The sequence below is a fragment of the Paraburkholderia sp. J63 genome (assembly GCF_905220245.1).
In the GTDB taxonomy this organism is placed as follows: domain Bacteria; phylum Pseudomonadota; class Gammaproteobacteria; order Burkholderiales; family Burkholderiaceae; genus Paraburkholderia.
The window spans coordinates 22640-44982 of the sequence record NZ_CAJMZF010000042.1 but is presented as its reverse complement, the minus strand read 5'-3'; the positions used below and the strand labels follow the sequence as shown (position 1 = coordinate 44982).

21 protein-coding genes are annotated in these 22343 nt (G+C 65.9%); 11 read left to right on the top strand and 10 right to left on the bottom strand.

The genetic code is table 11. The annotated features are described in order from the left end of the window. The first annotated feature begins 48 nt into the window (after window positions 1–48). A complete protein-coding gene (locus U5775_RS31295; RefSeq protein ID WP_322061997.1) occupies window positions 49–651 on the top strand; it encodes a response regulator transcription factor in 603 nt (200 codons plus the stop codon). A 344-nt stretch (window positions 652–995) separates the two neighbouring features. On the opposite strand, the gene U5775_RS31290 is transcribed toward U5775_RS31295, so the two are convergent. After that, a complete protein-coding gene (locus U5775_RS31290) occupies window positions 996–1316 on the bottom strand; it encodes a hypothetical protein (protein ID WP_322061996.1) in 321 nt (106 codons plus the stop codon). Window positions 1317–1638: 322 nt separating this feature from the next. Further along, window positions 1639–3309 (bottom strand): acyl-CoA synthetase, encoded by a 1671-nt coding sequence (locus tag U5775_RS31285; protein ID WP_322061995.1) that lies wholly within the window; start codon window positions 3307–3309, stop codon window positions 1639–1641. Window positions 3310–3555: 246 nt separating this feature from the next. Between U5775_RS31285 and U5775_RS31280 the strand changes: the two genes are divergently transcribed. After that, window positions 3556–4269 carry a Crp/Fnr family transcriptional regulator gene (locus tag U5775_RS31280; RefSeq protein ID WP_322062020.1) on the top strand — a complete coding sequence of 238 codons (714 nt, stop codon included), beginning with the start codon at window positions 3556–3558 and terminating at the stop codon, window positions 4267–4269. Between the two features lie 176 nt (window positions 4270–4445). Then, on the top strand, window positions 4446–4799 hold the full coding sequence (locus U5775_RS31275; protein WP_322061994.1) for a DUF4148 domain-containing protein: 354 nt from the start codon (window positions 4446–4448) through the stop codon (window positions 4797–4799). A 95-nt stretch (window positions 4800–4894) separates the two neighbouring features. On the opposite strand, the gene U5775_RS31270 is transcribed toward U5775_RS31275, so the two are convergent. The 3 genes from U5775_RS31270 to U5775_RS31260 all read right to left on the bottom strand — a co-directional run bounded on the left by U5775_RS31270 (window position 4895) and on the right by U5775_RS31260 (window position 9164). Then, entirely contained in the window at window positions 4895–5524 is a 630-nt protein-coding gene (locus U5775_RS31270; RefSeq protein ID WP_322061993.1) for a LysE family translocator, read from the bottom strand. A gap of 238 nt (window positions 5525–5762) precedes the next feature. Then, window positions 5763–7490, bottom strand: coding sequence for a penicillin-binding protein 2 (locus tag U5775_RS31265; protein ID WP_322061992.1), 1728 nt, complete (start codon window positions 7488–7490; stop codon window positions 5763–5765). 126 nt (window positions 7491–7616) lie between these two features. Further along, on the bottom strand, window positions 7617–9164 hold the full coding sequence (locus tag U5775_RS31260; protein ID WP_322061991.1) for a methyl-accepting chemotaxis protein: 1548 nt from the start codon (window positions 9162–9164) through the stop codon (window positions 7617–7619). Between the two features lie 418 nt (window positions 9165–9582). Between U5775_RS31260 and aepX the strand changes: the two genes are divergently transcribed. The 6 genes from aepX (at window position 9583) to U5775_RS31230 (ending at window position 16083) form a co-directional block, all read left to right on the top strand. Beyond that, complete coding sequence (gene aepX / locus U5775_RS31255; protein WP_322061990.1) at window positions 9583–11322, top strand: phosphoenolpyruvate mutase; 1740 nt, start codon at window positions 9583–9585, stop codon at window positions 11320–11322. Next, window positions 11319–12527: a phosphonopyruvate decarboxylase gene (aepY, locus tag U5775_RS31250; protein ID WP_322061989.1), complete on the top strand. Its 1209-nt coding sequence runs from the start codon at window positions 11319–11321 to the stop codon at window positions 12525–12527. The genes aepX and aepY overlap by 4 nt, the downstream gene beginning before the upstream one ends. A gap of 10 nt (window positions 12528–12537) precedes the next feature. Beyond that, window positions 12538–13605 (top strand): 2-aminoethylphosphonate aminotransferase, encoded by a 1068-nt coding sequence (locus tag U5775_RS31245; protein WP_322061988.1) that lies wholly within the window; start codon window positions 12538–12540, stop codon window positions 13603–13605. Between the two features lie 445 nt (window positions 13606–14050). Beyond that, window positions 14051–14869: a TIGR04255 family protein gene (locus tag U5775_RS31240; RefSeq protein ID WP_322061987.1), complete on the top strand. Its 819-nt coding sequence runs from the start codon at window positions 14051–14053 to the stop codon at window positions 14867–14869. Between the two features lie 64 nt (window positions 14870–14933). Beyond that, entirely contained in the window at window positions 14934–15371 is a 438-nt protein-coding gene (locus U5775_RS31235) for a hypothetical protein (RefSeq protein ID WP_322061986.1), read from the top strand. A gap of 4 nt (window positions 15372–15375) precedes the next feature. Beyond that, on the top strand, window positions 15376–16083 hold the full coding sequence (locus tag U5775_RS31230) for a hypothetical protein (RefSeq protein ID WP_322061985.1): 708 nt from the start codon (window positions 15376–15378) through the stop codon (window positions 16081–16083). 82 nt (window positions 16084–16165) lie between these two features. On the opposite strand, the gene U5775_RS31225 is transcribed toward U5775_RS31230, so the two are convergent. Next, window positions 16166–17398, bottom strand: coding sequence for a PepSY-associated TM helix domain-containing protein (locus U5775_RS31225; RefSeq protein WP_322061984.1), 1233 nt, complete (start codon window positions 17396–17398; stop codon window positions 16166–16168). 237 nt (window positions 17399–17635) lie between these two features. Then, entirely contained in the window at window positions 17636–17785 is a 150-nt protein-coding gene (locus tag U5775_RS31220; protein ID WP_165976784.1) for a hypothetical protein, read from the bottom strand. Between the two features lie 95 nt (window positions 17786–17880). Between U5775_RS31220 and U5775_RS31215 the strand changes: the two genes are divergently transcribed. Then, the gene (locus U5775_RS31215) at window positions 17881–18045 is read left to right on the top strand and encodes a hypothetical protein (protein ID WP_322061983.1); all 165 of its coding nucleotides are present in this window, start codon (window positions 17881–17883) and stop codon (window positions 18043–18045) included. A gap of 84 nt (window positions 18046–18129) precedes the next feature. Then, entirely contained in the window at window positions 18130–18354 is a 225-nt protein-coding gene (locus U5775_RS31210) for a hypothetical protein (RefSeq protein ID WP_322061982.1), read from the top strand. Window positions 18355–18398: 44 nt separating this feature from the next. On the opposite strand, the gene U5775_RS31205 is transcribed toward U5775_RS31210, so the two are convergent. The 3 genes from U5775_RS31205 to U5775_RS31195 all read right to left on the bottom strand — a co-directional run bounded on the left by U5775_RS31205 (window position 18399) and on the right by U5775_RS31195 (window position 22331). Continuing rightward, window positions 18399–18986, bottom strand: coding sequence for a nucleotidyltransferase family protein (locus U5775_RS31205; RefSeq protein WP_322061981.1), 588 nt, complete (start codon window positions 18984–18986; stop codon window positions 18399–18401). Window positions 18987–19089: 103 nt separating this feature from the next. Continuing rightward, window positions 19090–21321, bottom strand: a complete 2232-nt coding sequence (locus U5775_RS31200; protein ID WP_322061980.1) for a xanthine dehydrogenase family protein molybdopterin-binding subunit — start codon at window positions 21319–21321, stop codon at window positions 19090–19092. Next, the gene (locus U5775_RS31195; protein WP_322061979.1) at window positions 21318–22331 is read right to left on the bottom strand and encodes a xanthine dehydrogenase family protein subunit M; all 1014 of its coding nucleotides are present in this window, start codon (window positions 22329–22331) and stop codon (window positions 21318–21320) included. Before U5775_RS31195 ends, U5775_RS31200 begins: the two co-directional genes overlap by 4 nt. Between the last annotated feature and the right edge of the window lie 12 nt (window positions 22332–22343).

The following is a 22343-nucleotide window of genomic DNA, read 5'->3' as shown; positions in this document are numbered from 1 at the left end:
TCGTGCCGAAAGGCACATCAGCTCACGCCCGGAAAAATGGAACAAAAAATGAAGCGCATCGTGGTTATCGATGATCATCCCATCGTCCTCAAGATGCTCGCCAACGTCCTGCATACCGAATACGAACTGGTGGGCGAATGCAGCGACGGCGAAGAGGGCCTGCGCGTCGTGCACGAATTGCAGCCCGATCTCGTTATTCTCGATCTCGAATTGCCGAAGCTGGACGGCCTTTCGGTCATTCGTGGCATCCGCGCGCGGCAGGCCGCCACGCGCATCCTCGTGCTCTCGGCGAAGCCGGAGCAGGTCATGGCGAACCATACCCGCATCGCGGGCGCAAACGGCTACGTGAGCAAGAGCCGCGGCGTGGAAGAGCTGTGCGGCGTGGTGAAGGCGGTGCTGCTGGGCTACGACTGCTTTCCGGCGGGCAGTTGCGGCGGCGGCCGCGACGTGGCGCTCAACGGGCTCTCGCCGCGCGAGGTGGAGGTGCTGCAATATCTCGCGCGCGGCATGAGCAACAAGGGCGTGGCGGCGCGGCTCGGTCTCTCCGACAAGACGGTCAGCACTTACAAGACGCGCGTGCTCGACAAGCTTGGCGTTTCGTCGCTGGCGGCGCTCATTGAATTCGCCACGCTGAACAAGCTCATCGACTGAATCAGGCCGAAAAAAAGCCCCAGCCGCAACCGGCCGGGGCAATGAGAATACACCGTGCGCTCCGGGGAACGAAACGCCCGCTAACGTTACCTCCGTGCCGCGCAAGAGGCAACGCACCGGCCATTACCAGCCATTACTGTCGACGCGCTTTCGACGGGTTTCCGCGGGCTTCCGACGGCTTTCAATCTAGCTTGATTACCTGGGCTCTCCCTGCATTCATCTACCTTGCAATTGATTCGGATATCGAATCAATTGGGAGAAAATGCAGCGAGGCCGGTTTCCCTTCGGGGGAAAGCGGCCTCGGCTGGACCGCCGCGAAGCGCGGCGGCGTGGCTACGCCTCGATCAGTAATGGGGCGGCGGCGGGCGATGGTCGTCGCGATGGTCGTGCCAGCCCGGAGGGCCCGGATCGTGCGGATGATGATGCATCCACTCGTCACGTTCCCAATAGCGGTGGCCGTCCCAGTAACGATTGTCGTGCCAGCCGATCGACAACTGCACGCCCACCGGAATCATGTGCGCTTCGCCGTACTGCGGCGTCGAGTCGGCGCGCAGTGCGTACGGCGCGGACTGGGCGAAGGCGCTCGAGGCACCCATCAGCGCACCACCGGCCAGCAGCGCAGCGGCAAGCGCACGTGCGGGGGTCTTCCAGCTCTTCGTATTCATGTTCGTTCCTCCTCTTCGGGTTTGTTGTCGTCACGCATTGCGTTGCGCCCGACCACGAGATCAAGCTTACCGAGAGCAAGACTTCAAATACGTGACTACTTGTAATCTTTCATTTCGGGCTGAACACCGCCCAAAAATTACGCATTTGACAGTTGACCCTTGACGCATAACGGATTACAGACGCTTTCTGAATATTTCCCGTGAAATTTCAAAGGGTCGGGTTGTCAGAAGCCGTAACATTAGCGTGCCGGCGGCTGCGCGAGACCGCCGGCTGCCACGGGATAATCTTTCATTTTTAAATCGTTAAACATTCAAATACCCTTCATTTCGAGAGTTTGGACGTATTTTCCGATTTGCCCAGATCGATTGCGCTTTGCGAACCCACTTGCATGCGCAATTCGTATTTCTGGATTTTCCCCGTGGCCGTGCGCGGCAATTCGCCGAACTTCACGACGCGCGGCACCTTGTAATGCGCGAGGAAGAGCCGGCAATGCGCGATGATCTCCTCGGCCGTTGCGCTCGCACCTTCACGCAGCTCGACGAATGCGCACGGCACTTCGCCCCACTTTGCATCGGGCATCGCCACGACGGCCGCGAGCGCGACCGCGGGATGGCGATACAGCGTGTCCTCCACTTCGATGCTCGAAATGTTCTCGCCGCCCGAGATGATGATGTCCTTGCTGCGGTCGGTGATGCGCACGTAGCCGTCGGGGGTCATCACGCCGAGATCGCCGGTATGGAACCAGCCGCCGCGAAATGCTTCTTCGGTCGCGCGCTCGTTCTTCAGATAGCCCTTCATGCAGATGTTGCCGCGGAACATGATTTCGCCGAGCGTGGCGCCGTCGTTCGGCACGGGTTCCATCGTCGCGGGATTGCGCACGCTGATGCCGCTCTGCAAGTGATAGCGCACGCCCTGGCGCGCGGCGAGGCGCGCCTGCTCGTCCTCGGGCAGCGTCTTCCAGCTGTCCTGGACCGCGCACACCGAAGCCGGGCCATAGACCTCGGTGAGCCCGTAGACGTGCGTGAGCTCGATGCCGATCGCCTTCATCTTCGCGATCACGGCGGGCGCGGGCGGCGCGCCCGCGACCATCGTGCGCACCGTGTGCGCGATGCCCGCGCGGTATTCGGCGGGCGCGTCGGCGAGCGCGCCCTGCACGATGGGCGCGCCGCAATAGTGCGTGACGCCTTCGTTGCGGATCAGCGCGAACACGAGCTTTGCATCGAATTTGCGCAGGCACACGTTCACGCCCGCGCGCGCCGCCACGGTCCATGCGAAGCACCAGCCGTTGCAATGAAAGAGCGGTAGCGTCCACAGATACACCGCGTGCTTGGGCAGATCCCATTCGAGGATATTGCTCACCGCGTTCAGATACGCGCCGCGATGGTGATAGACGACGCCCTTCGGGTCGCCGGTGGTGCCCGAGGTGTAGTTGAGCGCAATGGCGTCCCACTCGTTCGCGGGCGGTTGCCATGCGAACTCGGGGTCACCCTGTTCGAGAAACGCCTCATAGTCGATGCCGCGCGGGAAGTGTTCCGGGTCCGCGGGCGCGACGTCGGCCACGGTGACGATCTTCAGCTCCGGAAATTCGAGCGCCGCACGTTGCGCGAGCGCGGCGAATTCGGTGTCGACGATGAGCGCTTTGGCTTCGCCGTGACGCAGCATGAACAGCATGGTCGCGACGTCGAGCCGCGTATTGAGCGTGTTGAGCACGGCGCCGGCCATCGGCACGCCGAAGTGCGCTTCGACCATCGCCGGGATGTTGGGGAGCAGCACCGCGACGGTGTCGCCGCGCGCGATGCCCGCACGCGCGAGCGCGCTCGCGAGGCGGCGCGTGCGCGCGTAGGTCTCGCGCCAGTTGCGGCGCACGTCGCCGTAGACCATCGCGGGACGCTCGCCGTAGACTTCGGCGGCGCGCGCGATGAAGTCGATGGGCGTGAGCGGGACGTAATTGGCTTCGCATTGCGCGAGCCCTTCTTCGTACGGGTGCGACATGGCGCTGTCTCCTGATGCGTTTCCCATGCGGGGGCCCGGGGCGGGCCGGTTGCCGGTTTATCGGTATGATTCGCGCTACCGTAGCAGGACGGCGCGCAAGAGTCTGTCGCCGGCGCGACAGAGCCGCCCTTTCTGGCGCCACGCACGCCCCACATCGAGGTAAGCGCTATGACGCAGCCCATTATGCCCCCGGATAAAGAGCCGTCTGAGCCGCTTGACCCGCTTGACCCGCTTGCTCCGGGCTGGATGGCCCAAGGCCGCATCGATGCGCGCGACGCGGCGCGCCTCGCGGCGCTCTTCGAGCGCTGCGCGTGGTTTCGCGCGCTCGCGCCCGAGCATCGCGCCTGGGTGCTCGAAACGTCGCATGCGCAGGCGTGGGCCGCAGGTGCGATCGTGGCGGCGCGCGAGGCGCCCTCCGCGTACTGGCTGGGCGTGAGCAGCGGGCTCGTGAAGCTCGCGATCTTCAATGCGTCGGGGCGCGGCTGCACCTTCTCGGGCGTGCCGCACGGCGGCTGGTTCGGCGAGGGCAGCGTGATCAAGCGCGAGCCGCGCAAATACGACGTGATCGCGCTGCAGCCCTCGTTGGTGATGGCCGTGCCCGCCGATACGTTTCATCGGCTCATGGACAGCAGCCTGCCGTTCAACCGCTTCGTGATCCATCAGTTGAATAACCGCATGGGCGAGTTCATCGCGCTGATCCAGAACAGCCGCCTGCTCGACGTCGATGCGCGCGTGGCCCAGGCGCTCGCGCAGATGTTCAATCCCGACCTGTATCCGGAGACGGGCAACGCACTGGAGATCTCGCAGGAGGAGATCGGCATGCTGGCGGGCGCGTCGCGGCAGCGCGTGAATCAGGCGCTGCAGACGCTCGAGCGCGCAGGGCTCGTCACGCTCTCGTACAACCGAGTGGATGTGGTGGATCTCGGCGCGCTGCGCGCGTTCGGGCGCGATCAGATTTGAGGGGCTGTGCGCCCTGCGCAGAAGTCCTCACCAATTTTCCGCGCTCAGCAAATATCTTTCCCTCCGGGGCCCATTTTTACGCGTGGGCCTGCTGCGTAGACTGGTCACATCGACTCGCCGGTTGCTTGTGCAAGACGGCCCACGCAGCGAGTCCGCCCAGACCCTCGGAGAATACGGTGAAGAACGCAATACTACGCACGGCACTGGTTTCGATGATCGCGATAGCGCCCGCGATCTCGTTCGGTCAGTCCATCCACAACGGCCCGGTGACGCGCGCACAGGTGCTACAGGAACTGGTCGATCTGGAATCGGTGGGCTACCGCCCCGCGATGGCCAACGAGGTCAACTATCCCGAGAACGTGCAGGCCGCGATGCGGCGCCTCGAGGCACGGCGCGCCGACGCAGCGCGGATCGTGCAGCAGCAGGATCTCGCGCAATCGGGCTACGGCGCCCAACCCGTGCAGACGGGCGAGGCCGGCGGTCCCGCGCCGGTGCGTAGCGGCGGCCCGGCAGTTTATCTGCATCACTAAGGATGTTGGCGAGCGCGCCGCCATGGTGACATGGCAGCGCAGCGGCGAGCGTCGGTCTTGCCCCCCGGTTGAAACTTTGCTCAGCTCAGCTCAACTCAATGATCGAGCGCGAGCCGCGCGCCGAGCGCGACGAGCACGCTGCCCATCACCGCATCGACGGGGCGGCGCAGCTTCTGATAGCCGCGCTGCACGCGGCCGGTCGAGAACAACAGCGCCATGCCGCTGAACCACATGATCGACACGGCGGCGACCGTGACCACCGTGGCGGCGTGTACCCACATCGGCGCATGGCCGGGCAGCAGCGTGACGAACAGGCTGCCGAAGAACGCCGCGGCCTTCGGGTTCGTGAGCCCGACCAGCAAACCGCGCCGATACGCCTGCGCGCCGCTCGCGGCCTTCGTTGCGGCCAGCGCGGGCGCTGCCGCCGCGCCCGGCGATTGGCGCAGGCTCATGAGCGTGCGCGCGCCGAGATACAGCAGATAGACCGCGCCCGCGATGCGGATGCCCTCATAGAGCCACGCGAGTTGCGCGAGGATCAGCCCGAGTCCGAATACGGCGAGCGTCGCCCAGAGCGCATGCGACGTCGAAATGCCGGCGGCCACGAACAGACCCGCGCGGCGGCGTGCGAACGCATGCGAGGTGACGGCGAGCATGTCGGGACCGGGGCTCGCGCATGCGAGCAGCATGACGCCGGCGATGCCGGCCAGTTGGGGCAGGTAGCTCATGACGATGTCCAGATGGGTGGCGCTGACGTGCGGCGCGCTCGCGCCGGGGGAAAGCTGCGAGCATACCGTGAAAGCAGGCGCCGCGCCGGAGCGGGCCGGGTGTCGGCTGGCGTTGTCAGGCCTTTGCGCGCGAGGCGGGGAGCCGTTGCCTGAGCGGGGCGGCGCGATCGAGCGAGATCAAGCAGGGACCAGGCAGCCCCAGGCAGCCCCAGGCGGGCCCGGGCGGGCCCAGGCAAAATCAGGCATCCGGGGGAACGCCGAGCAATTGCAGCGAGCCCTGCATCACGCCCGAGAATACGGGCCCCGCGACGGTCCCGCCATAGAACGAGCCGCCCGCGGGGTCGTCGATCATCACCGCGACGATCACGCGCGGCGCGCTCATCGGCGCCATGCCGACGAACAGCGCGCGATAGCGGTTCTTCGCGTAACCCGAGCCGATCTGCTTGCGCGCGGTGCCGGTCTTGCCGCCGATCCGGTAGCCCTCGACGTTCGCGGCGCGGCCGGTGCCGCCTTGGCTCGTCGCCATTTCCAGCATCCGGCGCATGGACGCCGCCGTGGCGGGCGTCGTCACGGCGCGCGGCGCGACACCCGCGGCGACGGTGCCCTGTGGGCCCGGCGTCTCGCGCAGCAGCTTCGCGGGGTACATCGTGCCGTCGCCGGCATAGGCGGTGTAGACCTGCGCGATCTGCAGCAGCGAGGCCGAGAGGCCGTAGCCGTAGGCCATGGTCGCCTGCTCGATCGGACGCCAGCGCGCCCAGGGCCGCACGCGGCCCGCGGCGGCGCCGGGGAAGGTCACTTCGGGCCGCATGCCGAGGCCATATTCCTGGTACTTGTTCCAGATGGTCTGCGCGGGCAGGTTCAGCGCGAGCTTCGCGAGCGCGATGTTGCTCGACATCTGGATGGCTTGCGCCACCGTGATGCGGCCGTGGTTCGAGGTGTCGTGGATCACGGCGGGCCCGATGCGATACGTGCCCGGCGAGGTGTCGATGATCGTATTGGCGTTGACCCTGTGCAGGTCCATCGAGAGCGCCGCGACGAGCGGCTTGATGGTCGAGCCTGGCTCGAAGGTGTCGATCACGGCGCGGTTGCGCAACTGGCGGCCCGTCAGGCGCGCGCGGTTGTTGGGATCGAACGACGGCCAGTTGGCGAGCGCGAGGATTTCCCCGCTCTGGGCGTCGAGCACCACGACGCTGCCGGCTTCCGCGCGGTTCTTCGTGACGGCCGCCTTCAGTTGCGTATAGGCGAGCTGCTGGATGCGGCGGTCGACGGTGAGCTGCACCGTGTCGCCGTTCTTCGGCAGCACACGTTCGCTCGGCTCCGAGATCACGCGGCCGAGCCGGTCGCGGATCACCTCGCGCTGGCCGGGCGTGCCGCGCAGGCGCGCGTTGGCCGCGAGCTCGACGCCTTCCTGGCCGCTGTCCTCGATATCGGTGAAGCCCACCACGTGCGCCGCCGATTCGCCCTCGGGATAGAAGCGCTTCGAGTCGGCGATCAGCGTGATGCCGCCGGTGGCCATTTCGTCGATATGGGCCGCGGTGTCGGCGTCGACCTGGCGCTTGAGCAGCACGAACGAGCGCTCGCGCGGCAGGCGCCGGCGCAGCTCCGCGAGCGGCATGTCGAGCAGCTTCGCGAGCGGCGCATAGGCGGCTTCGTCGAGCAGCCGCGGATTGGCCCAGATCTCGAAGGTTTCGAGGCTCACGGCGAGCAGCGCGCCGTTGCGGTCGACGATGCGCCCGCGCATGGCGTCGAGTTCGAGCGTGCGCTGATAGCGCTTCTGGCCTTGCTTGACGTAGAAGTCGTGATTGACGACCTGGACCCAGAGCGCGCGCCCCGCGAGCGCGGCGAAGGCTGCGAAGGTGACGAACACGATGAACTTCGAGCGCCACGCGGGCAGCCGCGGCGACAGCATCGGATGGCGGGTCGCCGTGGCGTGCGGGTCGCGCGGCGGTTTCCTGGAGCGGATCATCGGGGTGGGGCGGGGGATTCCGCAGGGATTCAATAGCGCATTATTGTAAACATAGTGTAATTAAATTGAAATTTTGAATGCCGCAGGCTTGCCCGCACGCAGCCCACGGCGTCTCCTGAAGCGGTTTCAGGCGTGCATCGGCAGCCTGAAGCTCGAAATCGACTCGCGCAGTCCCGTCACCTGGTCCTTGAGCGAATGCGCGGCCGCCGCGGCTTCCTCGACGAGCGCCGCGTTCTGCTGCGTCACCTGGTCCATCTCGCCCACGGCGCGGTTCACCTGCTCGATGCCCGCGCTCTGCTCGCGCGACGCATGGCTGATCTCTTCGAGAATCTCGTGCACGCGCCGCACCGACTGCACGATCTCGCTCATCGTCGAGCCCGCGCTGCTCACGAGCTGCTGGCCCTCGGCCACCGTGCCCGTCGACTTTTCGATCAGCGCCTTGATCTCCTTGGCCGCCGCTGCCGAGCGCTGCGCGAGGCTGCGCACCTCCGCCGCGACCACCGCGAAGCCGCGGCCCTGCTCGCCCGCGCGCGCGGCTTCCACGGCCGCGTTGAGCGCGAGGATATTCGTCTGGAAAGCAATCCCGTCGATCACGCCGATGATGTCGCCGATCTGCTGCGAGCTCGTCGTGATGTCGCCCATCGTGCGCACCACGTCGCCCACGACGGCGTTGCCGCGCGTGGCGACTTCGGCGGCCTCGCTCGCGAGCGTTGCCGCGTGCTGCGCGCTGTCCGCGTTCTGGCGCACGTTGGCGGTCATCTGGTCCATGCTCGATGCGGTCTGCACGAGCGCCGCCGCCTGCTCCTCGGTGCGCTGCGAAAGGTCGGTGTTGCCCGCGGCAATCTCGTTGGCGCCCACGTTGATGTTCTCGGCGCCGCTGCGCACGCGCGCGACCGTTTGCACGAGCGCGCCCTGCATGGTGGCGAGCGCACGCATCAGGCTTTTTGCATCGGCGCCCTGCGTCTGCACCTGCGAGGTGAGGTCGCCGTGAGCGATGCGGTTGGCCGCTTCGACGGCGACTTCGAGCTCGCCGCCGATGCTCGCGCGCACGCTGCGCACCACGAGCACCATCACGATCGTGGCCGCGCCGCCGAGCACGAAGGTCACGAGCAGCCAGCGCGCGAGGTTCGCGTAGAACGCGCTGCGCACGTCGTCCATGTACATGCCGGTCACGATTACCCAGTCCCACGGCGCAAAGCGCTTCGCGTAGCTCAGCTTCGGCACCGGCTCGGTGTGGCCGGGCTTGGACCACAGGTAGTTGACGAAGCCGCCGCCCGGCTGGTTCGCGATCTGCGAGAGCTCGACGAACAGGTGCCGGCCCGCGGGGTCGGTGAAGTCGGCGAGCATCTTGCCGTCGAGCTCGGGCTTGATGGGATGCATCAGCATGACCGACTGCGAATTGTTGACGCTGAGGTAGCCGTCGGTGCCGTAGCGGATCGAGCCGAGCACGGCGAGCGCCTGCTTTTGCGCATCGGCTTCGGTGAGCGTATGGCGCTGCGAAAGTGTGTAGTAGTACTGGGTGATGCTCTGGGCTTCGTCGATGAGCGTGACGAGCTGCGTGCGCCGTTCGCGAATCATGCCGTCGCGGCTTTGCCACGCGCCGAAGGCTACGATCAGGAGCAGGCCGATCCAGAGGATCGCGATCATCGAGCGGAGTTTCTGGTTGAGAGTCATCTTCTGTCTGGTCGGTCGAGGGCTTTTGTGGAGGCTCTTTTGTGGGCTTTGAATCGGGTTGCCAATCCGGCGAAAAAGAACGTTTCGCCTGCCTGCGTTTACGGCTTCGGCAAACGTTCTCGCGAGCCAGGACGAACCCTGTGATGGGCAAAAATACGCCGGGAAACGCCGTTTAAGGCCACAAATTTCACAGCAACACCATGATTTGCCACTTCTCGCCGGGATTGAAGGCGGATACGAATCATTTCCGATATAGTCCCGGCTTTGGCTCCATGCCGCCGCGACAGGCCATTGGCGGCATGACGCATTGCTGCGCGCATCTCTGCCGCTCGCGGGCCAGAAACCGATTTTCCCAACGAAGCGACGCGCGCGGCGCAGCCCCGGCTGAAGACGCGACCGTGTCCAATGGAGCAACAAGATGAACGCACGCGAATCCGCCCTGGTTCCTGCCACTGTCTCCACATCGCGCAGCGCACGGCTGCGCCAGATGCTGGTGAGCAACGAACTCGAATTCCTGATGGAGGCGCATAACGGCCTCTCCGCGCGTATCGCGCGCGAGGCGGGCTTCAAGGCGATCTGGGGCTCGGGCCTCTCGATCTCCGCGCAGTTCGGCGTGCGCGACAACAACGAGGCGAGCTGGACCCAGGTGGTCGACAACCTCGAATTCATGGCCGATGCGAGCGACCTGCCCATCCTGCTCGACGGCGACACCGGCTACGGCAACTTCAACAACGTGCGCCGTCTCGTGAAGAAGCTCGAACAGCGCGGCATCGCGGGCGTCTGCATCGAAGACAAGCAGTTCCCGAAGACCAATAGCTTCATCGGCGGCGAAGCGCAGCCGCTCGCCGACATCGACGAATTCTGCGGCAAGATCAAGGCCGGTAAAGATTCGCAGACCGACGAGCATTTCTCGATCGTCGCGCGCGTCGAGGCGCTGATCGCGGGCTGGGGCATGGACGAGGCGCTCAAACGCGCCGAAGCCTACCGTCTCGCGGGCGCCGATGCGATCCTCATCCACAGCAAGCTCTCGAAGCCCGATGAGATCCTCACGTTCGCGCGCGAGTGGGCGGGCCGCGGCCCGCTAGTGATCGTGCCCACCAAGTACTACAGCACGCCCACCGACGTGTTCCGCAAGGCCGGCATCAGCGTCGTGATCTGGGCGAACCATCTCGTGCGCGCTTCCGCTTCGGCCATGCAGGCCGTGGCGAAGACGATCCACGAGACGCAGACGCTCGTCGACGTGGAAGACCGCATCGCGCCCGTCAACGAGATCTTCCGTCTTCAGGACGCCGATGAATATTCGGAAGCGGAAAACCGCTACCTGTCCGCGTCGCGCACGGCGGGCTCGGCAATCGTGCTCGCGGCGAGCCGCGGCTCGGGCCTCGATGCGTTCACCGAAGACAAGCCCAAGGTCATGCTGCCCGTGGCGGGCAAGCCGCTGCTGCGCTGGCTCGTCGACGCGTTCAAGAAGCAGTCGGTCAACGACATCACGGTGGTGGGCGGCTATCGCGCCGACGCCATCGACACCGCGGGCGTCAAGCTCGTGCGCAACGAGCGCTACGGCGAAACCAACGAGCTCGCCTCGCTCGCGTGCGCCATCGACACGCTCAAGAACGACACCGTGATTTCGTACGGCGACCTGCTGTTCCGCAGCTACATCCTGCGCGATCTGGTGGAAAGCGAAGCGGAGTTCAGCGTGGTGATCGATTCGTCGCCGGAGACGGAGAACAGCAGCACGCGCGACTTCGCGTGGTGCTCGGCGGGCGACGATCGCGGCCTGTTCGGCAACAAGGTGGTGCTCGAGCGCATCGCGAGCGAGCCGGCCGAAAGCAGCACGACGGGCGCGACGGGCACGGCGCCGCACGGCCGCTGGATCGGCCTCATGAACGTGCGCGGCGCGGGCCGCGAGAAGCTCGCGAACAAGCTCGCGCAACTGCAGACGCGCGCCGACTTCGACACGCTCGACATGCCCGCGCTCCTCAATGCGCTGATCGCCGACGGCGAGAAGGTCGAGGTGCAATACGTGCATGGCCACTGGCGCGGCGTGAACGATCTCGAAGACTTCCGCCGCGCGGGCGATTTCGCGCACGCGCAAACGCCGCTCGGCGCCGACCCGGCTTCCGCTGCCCAGGTGAAGGCCGCGGAGGGCAAGGCATGATCGAAGCCGCACAGTTCGTCGAGGCGGCGCGTGCGCGCGGCTTCGAATGGTATGCGGGCGTGCCGTGCTCGTTTCTCACGCCGTTCATCAATTACGTGCTGCAGGACGAATCGCTGCATTACGTGTCAGCGGCGAACGAGGGCGATGCCGTCGCGCTGATCGCGGGCGCGGCGCTCGCGGGCAAGCGCGGCATTGCGATGATGCAGAACTCCGGGCTCGGCAACGCCGTGAGCCCGCTCACTTCGCTCACGTGGACCTTCCGCCTGCCGCAGCTTTTGATCGTGACGTGGCGCGGCCAGCCCGGCGTCTCCGACGAGCCGCAGCATGCGCTGATGGGCCCCATCACGCCGCAGATGCTCGACACGATGGAGATTCCGTGGGAGCTGTTCCCCACCGAAGCGGACGCCATCGGTCCGGCGCTCGAACGCGCGATCAGGCACATGGACGAAACGGGCCGCCCCTATGCGCTCGTGATGCAAAAGGGCAGCGTGGCGCCATACGAGCTGAAGGGCAGCGGCGCGATGCCCCAGAAGCACGCGCTGCCCATCGCCCAGACGAACCGGACGGGACGGACTCCTGATCAATTGCCGACGCGCCAGCAGGCGCTCGAACGCGTGATCGCGGCCACGCCGGTTGACTCCACGGTCGTGCTGGCCTCGACCGGCTTTTGCGGCCGCGAGCTCTACGCGCTTGACGACCGCGCGAACCAGCTCTACATGGTGGGCTCGATGGGCTGCGTCACGCCGTTCGCGCTCGGCCTCGCGCTCGCGCGCCCCGATCTGAACGTGGTGGCGCTCGACGGCGACGGCGCGGCGCTCATGCGCATGGGTGCCTTCGCGACGCTCGGCGCCTACGGCCCGCCGAACCTCACGCACGTGCTGCTCGACAATGGCGCGCACGATTCCACGGGCGGCCAGGCGACCGTTTCGGCGCAGGTGTCGTTTGCGAACGTGGCCGCCGCCTGCGGTTACGCGGATGCGGTCGAAAGCGACGACCTCGCGGCGCTCGACGCCGTGCTCGCCGCCGCGCGGGAAGGTGCGAAGGGAAAGACGGGCGCTTCGGGTGTGGCAGGCACACGCTTCGTACGCCTGACGATTCGCCGCGGTACGCCCGACGGATTGCCGCGCCCGACCATCACGCCGCCCGAAGTGAAGACGCGTCTCATGCGCCACATCGGCGCGCCCGCTCATACCGTTGATCAATAAGGAATCGCCGATGCTGCTGCTCAATCCCGGCCCCGTCACGCTCACCGAGCGCGTGCGCCGCAGCCTGTTGCAAGAGGACCTGTGCCATCGCGAAAGCGAATTCTTCGACGTGCAGGAAGAGGCGCGCACGCGCCTCGTGGGTGTCTACGATCTCGACCCCGCGCAATGGCAAGCCGTGCTCATGACCGGCTCGGGCACGGCCGCGGTCGAGAGCATGATCGCCTCGCTCGTGCCCGCCAACGGCAAGCTGCTGATCGTCGAGAACGGCGTCTATGGCGAGCGCATCACGCAGATCGCCGTGCAATACAACATCGCGCACGAAGTGGTGAAGCACGAGTGGATGCAGGCGCCCGATCTCGCGCGCATCTGCGCCGCGCTCGACGCCGATAAATCGATCACGCACGTCGCGATCATCCATCACGAAACCACCACGGGGCGCCTCAACGATCTGCGCGCGCTGGGCGAGGCGTGCCGCGCGCGCGGCGTGCAGATGCTCGTCGATGGCGTGAGCAGCTTCGGCTCCGAAGCCATCGATTTCGCCGACACGAGCATTGCCGCCGTGGCCGCGACCGCGAACAAGTGCCTGCACGGCGTGCCGGGCGCGGCCTTCGTCGTGGTGCGCCGCGCGGCGCTCGCGAACGCGTCGAGCCGCACCTACTACCTCGACCTCAAGCGCCTCGCCGCGCTCCAGGATCAGCGCAATACGCCGTTCACGCCTTCGGTGCACGCGTACTACGCGCTCGTCGAAGCGCTGCGCGAGCTCGCCGACGCAGGCGGCTGGCAGGCACGTCATGCGCACTATGCGGCGCTCTCGGAGCAGGTGCGTGCGGGGCTCGCCGCGCGCGGGATGGACAGCGTGCTGCCGAAGGATGAATCGTCGGTGGTGCTGCGCGCGTTCTGCCTGCCCGCGGGCGTCGATTATCCGAAGCTGCACGACGCGCTCAAGGCGCACGGCTTCGTGATCTACGCGGGGCAGGGCGGCTTGTCGAAGGAGCTGTTCCGCATCTCGACGATGGGCGACATTCACGCCGCCGACGTCGAGCGCTTGCTCGCGGCGTTCGACGAGGTCGCGAAGTAGCGCGCAGCGATTCGCGTTGAGCCTGTAAAACAAGGGCCTCGCGGCGATTACTCGCCGCGAGGCCCTTGTTTCTTGAGCTTTGTCGACGCGCAGCATATTTTTATAAATCAAAGCCTTACGCAATTCTCAAACTCCAAAACCAAGGCTATACAAGGTCAAGCGAGCAGTCTGGAACAGCCAAGCTGCAATTTAGCTGCACTCAAGCTACCGCATGTCAGCGAACGTCAATGCACAGAAGGACACATGCACTTTGTCCATGAAAAGTCCAACTTTGGACCTAGGACAGACTCAAAGAACGCAAATTTACTGTAGTCCAAGCAAAGAACGGCCGTAAACATGCGCAAATAAGCCAAATTTTCCGCAAACATGTGCTACATTTTCCGCAAAGTTGACTGCGGTGTGAATGCGCGGCTGTCGCGTCCCTCCTGCTTTCGTACGCCCAAGAATGAAAATTGCTCCGTCCAATAGGGTCAAGTACGCGCACAACCCTCTTGCTGAGGTTGTATGTCAGTTGAGGTTCGACCGACTGGTCGAACTAGACTCTAGCGAGCCCGCCGAGTTTCAAGCTGCGCTGTCGAACTCTACCTATCCAAATCGCACGGTTGAACAGCCAGTTGGCATCTCCTTACATGTCGCGACCAACGGTCCTGTGAGTGTGCCTCAGTTACCGGCACCGCCAGCTAGAGTATTTCAGTTCGCTGCTGCCGACTCATCGTGGCGAGTTTCACTTTGCTCTGATTTTGTCGCACTGAGTACCAACCGTTACGAGAGCTGGGACGATTTCCAACCGCGCATGCTTGAACTCGTGGAAATCTTCGCGAAATGCTACTCCGGTGCCGTGCCAAAACGGCTCGGCCTGAGGTATAAGGATGTTATCGAAAGGGAGAGCTTGGGCCTCGCCGATACCCCTTGGCATGAATTGGTAAAGCCGTTCTTGCTGGGACCGCTTGCGCCGGGTGCGCTGTCAGACGATTCGCCCCCCGACGAGGGCGAAATCGGGAATCTTCTTCTCCAGTCTCGACTGAAGCTCGAAGATTGCATGCTTTTGCTGCAAAGCACTCTCCTCCGGTCCATTGACGGCGGTCGCCAAGCCTTTCTGATTGACGGTGACTTCTTCACAGAAGACGCTACCTGCCTAGAAATGTTGCGCGATGCAACCGTTTTTCGGGGCGCATTGGATAAACTGCACAATAACGCTGGCGCTTTATTTCAGCGGTGCATTACAGGGAAGCTACACAATGCTCTCAGCCCTGAATCTACATGACTATGAGCCGCTGCAGCCAGTTCGGGCTAGGCAAAGCGATCGGCTCTATGCGGGATGCCTTGCAGTGAATCAGTTCGTGACTGCCCCGATCACCAATGCCAAAGCAGATTGGTTGGTCATATACGAAGGCGGCACAACAGATTCGTTTGAGTTCGCCTACGCCTACGAAGAGGTGATGGCTGTACCTGCTCGGCTTTCAATTACTGAGAAGTGGCAGCACAACGTGCTAAATCCTGAAGCCTCGGCGGATGTGGATGATCTCTCAGAAACGGTCGATGCCGTATATGAGGGAATCGACATTTTCGGTCCAAGCTTCATTTCGCTTGCTCATCTGGACCCCCGTTCCGTTCAGGGCGAGCACCTTGCGGCGACTCTTCGCGCAACCTTTCCATGGCGGCACGAAGTCACCGGATGGGACGAAGCACTTGAAGTCGCACGCGAAGCGCTCGGTTATGCTGGCGCCGACCCCGACGACGCGTTGTATGGCCTAGTTGACAATTAGACGAATGGCATTCGATCGCTTACAGAATGCCTCCTTTACACGAGACCAGATCGCAGTCGCTCTTACCCATAGCTCACTGGGCGGTGGACACCTTGGCGTTGCGTTCCACTCTGCAAAGGATGGCGTACAACTTACACACCTTGCCTGGCATCAACAGCTCAAGGTTGACAACGTTCCGAGCGAAATAACGCAGTGCTGGATCTGCACAACGGTCGAACTGCCGCCATTGGCATCAAAAGCGGCAGTTGCGGTAATGCGCTCTGTATCTAAAAAGAAGCCGCTCATTAATTATGGTATCGGTGCGGTTGCGGCAAAAGGATCTTTTACGGGAAACGGCGTATACCGTGCGCCGAAGGGTAGCGACGGACTCACCTGTGCCACATTCGTAGTTGAGATACTACGGAACGCGGGAATCCCATTGGTGAAATACGAAACGTGGAAAGATAATCCCGAAAATGTGGCGTGGGGTGAAGCGGTGTGTAATGCCCTAAAAAAAGATGGGGTTCCGGATGAGCATGTCGATGCAGTACGTAAAAATGTCGGTAAGCTTCGCCTGAGACCATATGAGGCGGTTGGGGCAGCGATGTTACCCGCCAAACAACGTCCAGCTGACTATGAAGCGGCCCAGCCTGGCGCGACAGCGGCCGAAGCGGCTTTAGTTGAGCAATGCCCCCGTAACCCGCGACCGCCCCTACTCGTCACTATGCATTAGTTCGCATCAGTGCACATCTAACGCAATATTTGGATGTGCACGAAGCCAACCGAACCCCACGCCTAAAGAGTGCGGAGCTCGCTTACCCCGCCGCGCGCTCTCGCGCGCGCACCGCTGCGTTGTCTCTCGCGGGCTTCGATGCGCTCTTGCGGCGCGCCCGCGCCTTCTTCAGCCAGATCAGCACGCCCGTCACGCTGAGCATCGCGACCATCACGCCCGTGAAGCTGACCGCGATGCGTCCCGGCAATCCGGCGATACGCCCCGAATGCAGCGGAAACTGCGCCTGGATGAAGATGTCGCCGGCGCTGCCGCGTCCGGGAATCTGTTTGCCGACGATCTCGCCGGTACGCGCACTCACGACGAGCCAGGGATTGCCGAGACCGGCGTCGCCGTGATCGTTGCCCGCCGCGTAGTAGCCCACGCCATACGCGCTCAGCGCGGGCATTGCGAACAGGCCGCCCGGCGGCGCGGCGATGCCTTCGCGGCGACCCAGCGCGGACGCCTCGGCCACGACGCGCGCACGCGCCGCCGCGGTTTCGGCGGGCGTGAGGGCGGGGCCGGGCGCGGCGGTGCGGAACGGGTCCGGCGCGAGCGTCGAGAACAGCGACACCAGGGGGCGCACGACTTGGGTGCCGAGATTCATCGAGATCGACGTGAGCGCGACCATCAGCAGCAGCCCCCAGAGCCAGACGCCGCCCGAACGGTGCAGGTCGAAGGTCAGCGCATAGCCGCCGCGCTTCACGCGGAAGGCGAGCGACTTGCGCCAGCTCTTGAGGTTCGGAAAGGCGAGCACGATGGCGATAAAGCCGTCCAGCAGCCAGATCATGCCCACGACGCCCATCGTCCAGACGCTGAAGTCGATGCCCATCTTCGTCGGCAGGAACAGCGTGTAGTGGAGCTGGTAGAGGAACGGGATCAGGTTCAGGCGCGCAAGCGAGGGCGCGCCCCACATGCGGCGGCCCTGCACGGCGCCCGTGGCCGGGTCCAGCGCGACCTGGTTGTAGGCGAGCGGGAACGGCTCGCCGGTGCGCGGGTCGAGGCGCGGCTCCACGCGCACGACGAAGGTGTGGCCGGGCTCGACCGAGAGCGGCATGTAGCTGACCTGCGCGCGCGGATCGGCGGCTTCGAGGCGCTCGGCGAGCGTGAGCGCGGGCAGCGGCGCGCCCGCCGTGGCGGCGCGGTAGAACGAGGGGTTCAGCGCCGCGTCGAGCTCGTGGTCCCACGCGATCACGGCGCCCGTGAGACCGGCGAGAAACAGGAACGCCGCCGTCCCGAGGCCGAGCCAGCGGTGCAGGCGGACCAGCAGGGGTCTCATGCGGCGCCGCCGGAGCTGGGGCGGGCGCGGCGCTCGGCGCGGACGGGCGCGGTCTGGAAGGCGGTCACGATGGCGGCGTCGGATCGGGTTCGGGTTGAATATGAATGGCTCGCAATTGCTTGATTGCAAATGCGAATCGTTTGCATTCTACGGACGCGCGAGCGTAGATGCAAGCTTCACGAAAGCAGGGTGACTGGCGGTGTGCGGGAAGGGCGGCCGGCGAGCCGCGGCGGCTCGCTACACCGGGTCCTTGTTCGGCGGACCGTCCGGGCGTTGCGGCTCCTCGCCGTGGTGTCCTGGCGGCGGAGGGGTGAGCGGATCGCGCTCGGGATCGCGCGTCGGATCGGCGAGCGGATCGGGCAGCGGGTTGGTGTGCGAGCAGATCATCGCGAGTACCTCGTGCGCAGGCGTGGCCAATCGGGCACGACGTGTGGATCGTCCTTATAGCGTAGGCGATCGTCGCTGCTCGTGCGGAATTTCGCATGCGCGAGGCCGCGAACGGCACGCTCGCCGATGGTGCGTCGGTGGTGCGTCGGTGGTTCGTGGATTCTTCGCCGGCCGTCATCATTTGGCTGATTTATTGCGGCTTCACCGCGCCATTGTTGCGCGAGCGTAAACGCAGTTTGTCTTTCAATGGCGTTTCATGACGGTATGCGCGCGCTTAAACTTCAGTCTTTCTCAAAATTGGGACGCCGCCAGGGCGTCCCGGCATATCGGTAGAGGACGTAGTCATGGGTGCGGCGGTTATTGCGGTGGTGTTCATTGCGGGTTTGATCGGCGTGCCCACGCTGTTCGGACACGGAGCGTCCCACGCGCAGCCACCGGCCAGCACACAGCAGGTGGCTTCGGCGCAGACGACGCCTCAGGCCGGCGACACCGCCGCGCGCGCAAATGTCGATACGGCCGCCGGGGATACGGCCACCGTAGAGACGGATGCCGACGCGAACCGTCCCTGAGCGCTACACGCCTTCCGGCGCGCCAAAGACTCGAACCGAAGATGTTAGAGCCCGTTCAGATCGGCGGGCGTATCGACGTCGCGCAGGATGCCGGGGTCGTCCACGTCGATGCGGGCGAGCGACGGTGAATTGAGCAGCGCGCGGGCGCCCGTGTCGCCGTCGAGCGCGAGCAGCGCCGCGCGGTGCATGAGGCCGAAACCGACCGGATGGCCGCGTTGCTCGCGATAGAACGGCGCGACGAGCGGCTGGCCTGCATCGAGCTCGCGCGCGACGGCCTCGATGGTCGCGCTCGCGATGCGCGGCATGTCCGCGAGCGCCACGATCCAGCTTTCTCCTTCCGTATCCGCCTCGATCGCGGCGGCGAGACTCGCGCCCATGCCTCTCACGGCGGCGGCGGCGAACACCACATCGCAGCCCGCGTCGTTCAGGACGTGGGCGAGCGCTTCGGCGCCGGGGCGCACGACGGCGATCACCTTCGGCGTGACCATCAAGAGCCTGTGCGCGGCCTCATGGGCGACGCTGACGCCGTTTGGCAGCGGCGCGAGGAGTTTGTTGCGCAAACCGTCGGGATCGAAGCGCGATCCTGTGCCGGCGGCGAGCAGGACGCCGGTGGCGAGCGATGCATAGGCCATTGGAGGGTGCCGCGCGAGAAGGGAACGCGTTGATTGTGCGGTGCAGCCGCGCGCGAGGCAAGCTCGGGAAGACGCGCGGCGCCGGAAGGTCGTCACGCAACTGTCACGCCAGCGCGTGGCGCGGCAGCATCACCTTGTCGAGCGTGATCGGCAGGTCACGCACGCGCACGCCCGTCGCGTGATAGACGGCATTGGCGATGGCCGCGGGCACGCCCGTGATGCCGATCTCGCCGATGCCGCGCACGCCGAGCGGATTGAAATGCAAGTCGGGCGGCCCCACGAACAGCACGTCGAGATCGCCGATATCGGCGTTCACGGGCACGTGGTAATCGGCGAGATTGCCGTTCGCGAAGCGGCCCATGCGCGTGTCGAGCAGGCCGTTTTCGTGCAGCGCCGTGCCCACGCCCCACACCATCCCGCCCATCAGCTGGCTGCGCGCCGTCTTTTCGTTGAGCACCTGCCCCACGTCGTAAGCGCCGACGATGCGCGCCACGCGCAGCGTGCCGAGCTCGGCGTCCACGTGCACCTCGGCGAACACCGCGCCGAACGAATGGAACGCATACTGCTGGCGCTCCTGGCCCGGCTTCTCCGAGGCCTGCGCCTCGATCGGCTTGCCTCCGGCGCGCGCGATGATGGCGGCGGCGGGGTCGCGGCGCGAGGTGTCGCGCATCGAGACGACCCAGCCGTCGGCGACCGTGACCTCGTTGCTCGCGGCGCCGTGGACGGGCGACGCGGGGTCGGCGATGGCAAGCGCGATCAGCTTGTCGCGCGCGGCGCGCGCCGCCGCCTGCACGGCAGGCGAGACGCTCGCCGCCGATTGCGAGCCGCCCGAGACCGGCGCGTGCGGCAGCGTCGAATCGCCGAGCGCGAAGTGAATGCGCTCGGGCGGAAAGCCGAGCGCGTCGGCGGCCACCTGGGTCATCACGGTATAGGTGCCGGTGCCGATGTCCTGCGTGCCCGAGGCCACCATCGCGGTGCCGTCGGGCAGGATGCGCGCCACGGCCGCCGCTTCGCTGCGGTTCGCGGGATAGGTCGCGCCCGCCATGCCGAGGCCGATCAGCGTGTTGCCCTCGCGCATCGCGCGCGGCGCGTTCACGCGGCGCGTCCAGCCGAAGCGCTCCGCGCCCGCGGTATAGCACTCGCGCAACGCCTTCGACGACCACGGCTTGCCGTCTTGCGGCTCCACTTCGGCGTAGTTCTTCAGGCGCAGCGCGACGGGGTCCATTTTCAGGCGCCACGCGAGCTCGTCCATCGCCGATTCGAGCGCGAACGAGCCCGTCGTCTCGCCGGGCGCGCGCATGAAAGTGGGCGTGCCGACGTTCAGCGGCACGACGCGATGGCTCGTGCTCAGGTTCGGGCTCGCGTACATCATGCGCGTCAGGAGTCCTGACATTTCGCTCCAGTCCTCGAACGTCGAGGTCTGCGAGAGCGTGTCGTGGCGCACGCTCGTGAGCGTGCCGTCCTCGCGCGCGGCAATCGAGAGATGCTGCTCCGTGTGCGGCCGCGAGCCCACCGGCCCGAACATCTGCGGCCGCGCGAGCGCGAGGCGCACGGGGCGGCCCGTCTGCTTCGCGGCCATCGCGCACAGGCTCACGTGAGACCATGAGGAGCCCTTACAACCGAAGCCTCCGCCGATGAACGGCGAGATCACGCGGATGTTGTCCGCCGGTATGCCGAACATGGCGGCCACGGCGGTGCGATCGTTCGTTACGCCCTGGGTCGCGTCGTAGAGCGTGAGTTCGGGGCCGTCCCAGCGCGCCATCGTCGCGTGCGGCTCCATTGGGTTGTGGAACTGCGTGGGCGTGGTGTAGACCGCGTCGATGCGCACCGCGCCCTCGTGCAGGCCCGCTTCCACGTTGCCGCGCTGCGAATCGACCGGGCGTCCGGGCATGCCGGGCGGCGTGTGCGTCTGCGTTTTCGCGCGCGCGAAGTCGAGCGTCGCCGGCGCGGCGGCATAGGTCACGCTCACGTGCTGCGCGGCGTCGGTCGCATGCTCGAGCGTGTCCGCCACCACGACCGCGACGGGCTCGTTGCTATAGCGCACGACGTTGTCCTGCAAGAGCGTGAGGCGCCGCACCGCGGGCGGCGAGATCGGCGGGCGCCCCGCGTTCGGCAGGCGCATGGCGTTCTGCCAGGTCATCACGAGCAGCACGCCCGGCATGGCCTGCGCGCGGCTCGTATCGATCGACGCGATCGTGCCGCTCGCCACGGTGCTCGTCACCAGCACGGCATGCGCGAGCCGCGCCTCGGGGAAATCCGCAGCATAGTTCGCGCTGCCCGTGACCTTGAGCATACCGTCGATGCGGTCGAGCGGCTGTCCAATCAGCGTATTCATGCGAGTTCTCCCGTGCCGGTTGCCGCGCTGCCCGCGGCCAGCAGCGCCGTGCGCACGATCGCGCGCTGCGCGAGCTCGACCTTGAACGCGTTGCCGGAGAGCGCGTGCGCTTGCGCGAGTTCGGCGGCGGCCGCGGTACGCAGCGTGGCCGCGTCGAGCATGCGCCCGGTGAGATGCTGTTCGGCACGGCTCGCGCGCCAGGGCTTGTGCGCGACGCCGCCGAGCGCGATGCGCGCGGCACGCACGCGCTGGCCGTCGAGCTGCAGCGCCACGGCCACGGAGACGAGCGCGAACGCGTAGCTCGCGCGGTCGCGCAGCTTCAGGTAATGCGTGTGATCGCTGAACGCGGGCGGCGGCAAGTCCACCGACGTGATCAGCTCGCCGGGTGCGAGCGTGGTGTCCAGATCGGGGCGCTCGCCGGGCAGCCGGTGAAACTGCGCGATTGGAATCGCGCGTGCGCCGCGCGGGCCGCGCACCTGCACGGTGGCGTCGAGCGCCGCGAGCGCGACGTTCATATCGGACGGATTCACGGCCACGCATTGCGCGCTCGCGCCGAGAATCGCGTGCATGCGGTTGAAGCCTTCGCGCGCGGCGCAGCCGCTGCCGGGGGCACGCTTGTTGCATTGGGCGAACGCGGTGTCGTAGAAGTAGGCGCAACGCGTGCGCTGCATGAGATTGCCGCCCACGGTGGCCATATTGCGCAATTGCGGCGACGCGCCCGCGAGCAGCGCCTGCGTGAGCAGCGGATAGTGCGTGCGCACGAGCGCATGATTGGCCGCGTCGCTGTTGCGCACGAGCGCGCCGATGCGCAGGCCGCCATCGGGCAGCGTATCGATGCTATCGAGCGCGGCAATGCGCGTGATGTCGATGAGCGCAACCGGATGCGCGATGCCGCCTTTCATGAGATCGAGCAGATTGGTGCCGCCGCCGATGAAGGCCGCGCCCGGTTGCTGGGCGGCGGCAACGGCGGCATCGACGTCGGCGGCGCGCTGGTAGGAGAGAGCATCCATGACAGGGCTCCT

Excerpts from the sequence above, each read along its gene's own strand:
- U5775_RS31295 (WP_322061997.1), top strand. The coding sequence starts at position 49 with ATGAAGCGCATCGTGGTTATCGATGATCATCCCATCGTCCTCAAGATG.
- U5775_RS31290 (WP_322061996.1), bottom strand. The coding sequence starts at position 1,316 with ATGAATACGAAGAGCTGGAAGACCCCCGCACGTGCGCTTGCCGCTGCG.
- U5775_RS31285 (WP_322061995.1), bottom strand. The coding sequence starts at position 3,309 with ATGTCGCACCCGTACGAAGAAGGGCTCGCGCAATGCGAAGCCAATTAC.
- U5775_RS31280 (WP_322062020.1), top strand. The coding sequence starts at position 3,556 with ATGGCCCAAGGCCGCATCGATGCGCGCGACGCGGCGCGCCTCGCGGCG.
- U5775_RS31270 (WP_322061993.1), bottom strand. The coding sequence starts at position 5,524 with ATGAGCTACCTGCCCCAACTGGCCGGCATCGCCGGCGTCATGCTGCTC.
- U5775_RS31265 (WP_322061992.1), bottom strand. The coding sequence starts at position 7,490 with ATGATCCGCTCCAGGAAACCGCCGCGCGACCCGCACGCCACGGCGACC.
- U5775_RS31260 (WP_322061991.1), bottom strand. The coding sequence starts at position 9,164 with ATGACTCTCAACCAGAAACTCCGCTCGATGATCGCGATCCTCTGGATC.
- aepX (WP_322061990.1), top strand. The coding sequence starts at position 9,583 with ATGAACGCACGCGAATCCGCCCTGGTTCCTGCCACTGTCTCCACATCG.
- aepY (WP_322061989.1), top strand. The coding sequence starts at position 11,319 with ATGATCGAAGCCGCACAGTTCGTCGAGGCGGCGCGTGCGCGCGGCTTC.
- U5775_RS31245 (WP_322061988.1), top strand. The coding sequence starts at position 12,538 with ATGCTGCTGCTCAATCCCGGCCCCGTCACGCTCACCGAGCGCGTGCGC.
- U5775_RS31240 (WP_322061987.1), top strand. The coding sequence starts at position 14,051 with ATGAAAATTGCTCCGTCCAATAGGGTCAAGTACGCGCACAACCCTCTT.
- U5775_RS31230 (WP_322061985.1), top strand. The coding sequence starts at position 15,376 with ATGGCATTCGATCGCTTACAGAATGCCTCCTTTACACGAGACCAGATC.
- U5775_RS31225 (WP_322061984.1), bottom strand. The coding sequence starts at position 17,398 with ATGAGACCCCTGCTGGTCCGCCTGCACCGCTGGCTCGGCCTCGGGACG.
- U5775_RS31220 (WP_165976784.1), bottom strand. The coding sequence starts at position 17,785 with ATGATCTGCTCGCACACCAACCCGCTGCCCGATCCGCTCGCCGATCCG.
- U5775_RS31215 (WP_322061983.1), top strand. The coding sequence starts at position 17,881 with ATGCGCGAGGCCGCGAACGGCACGCTCGCCGATGGTGCGTCGGTGGTG.
- U5775_RS31210 (WP_322061982.1), top strand. The coding sequence starts at position 18,130 with ATGGGTGCGGCGGTTATTGCGGTGGTGTTCATTGCGGGTTTGATCGGC.
- U5775_RS31205 (WP_322061981.1), bottom strand. The coding sequence starts at position 18,986 with ATGGCCTATGCATCGCTCGCCACCGGCGTCCTGCTCGCCGCCGGCACA.
- U5775_RS31200 (WP_322061980.1), bottom strand. The coding sequence starts at position 21,321 with ATGAATACGCTGATTGGACAGCCGCTCGACCGCATCGACGGTATGCTC.
- U5775_RS31195 (WP_322061979.1), bottom strand. The coding sequence starts at position 22,331 with ATGGATGCTCTCTCCTACCAGCGCGCCGCCGACGTCGATGCCGCCGTT.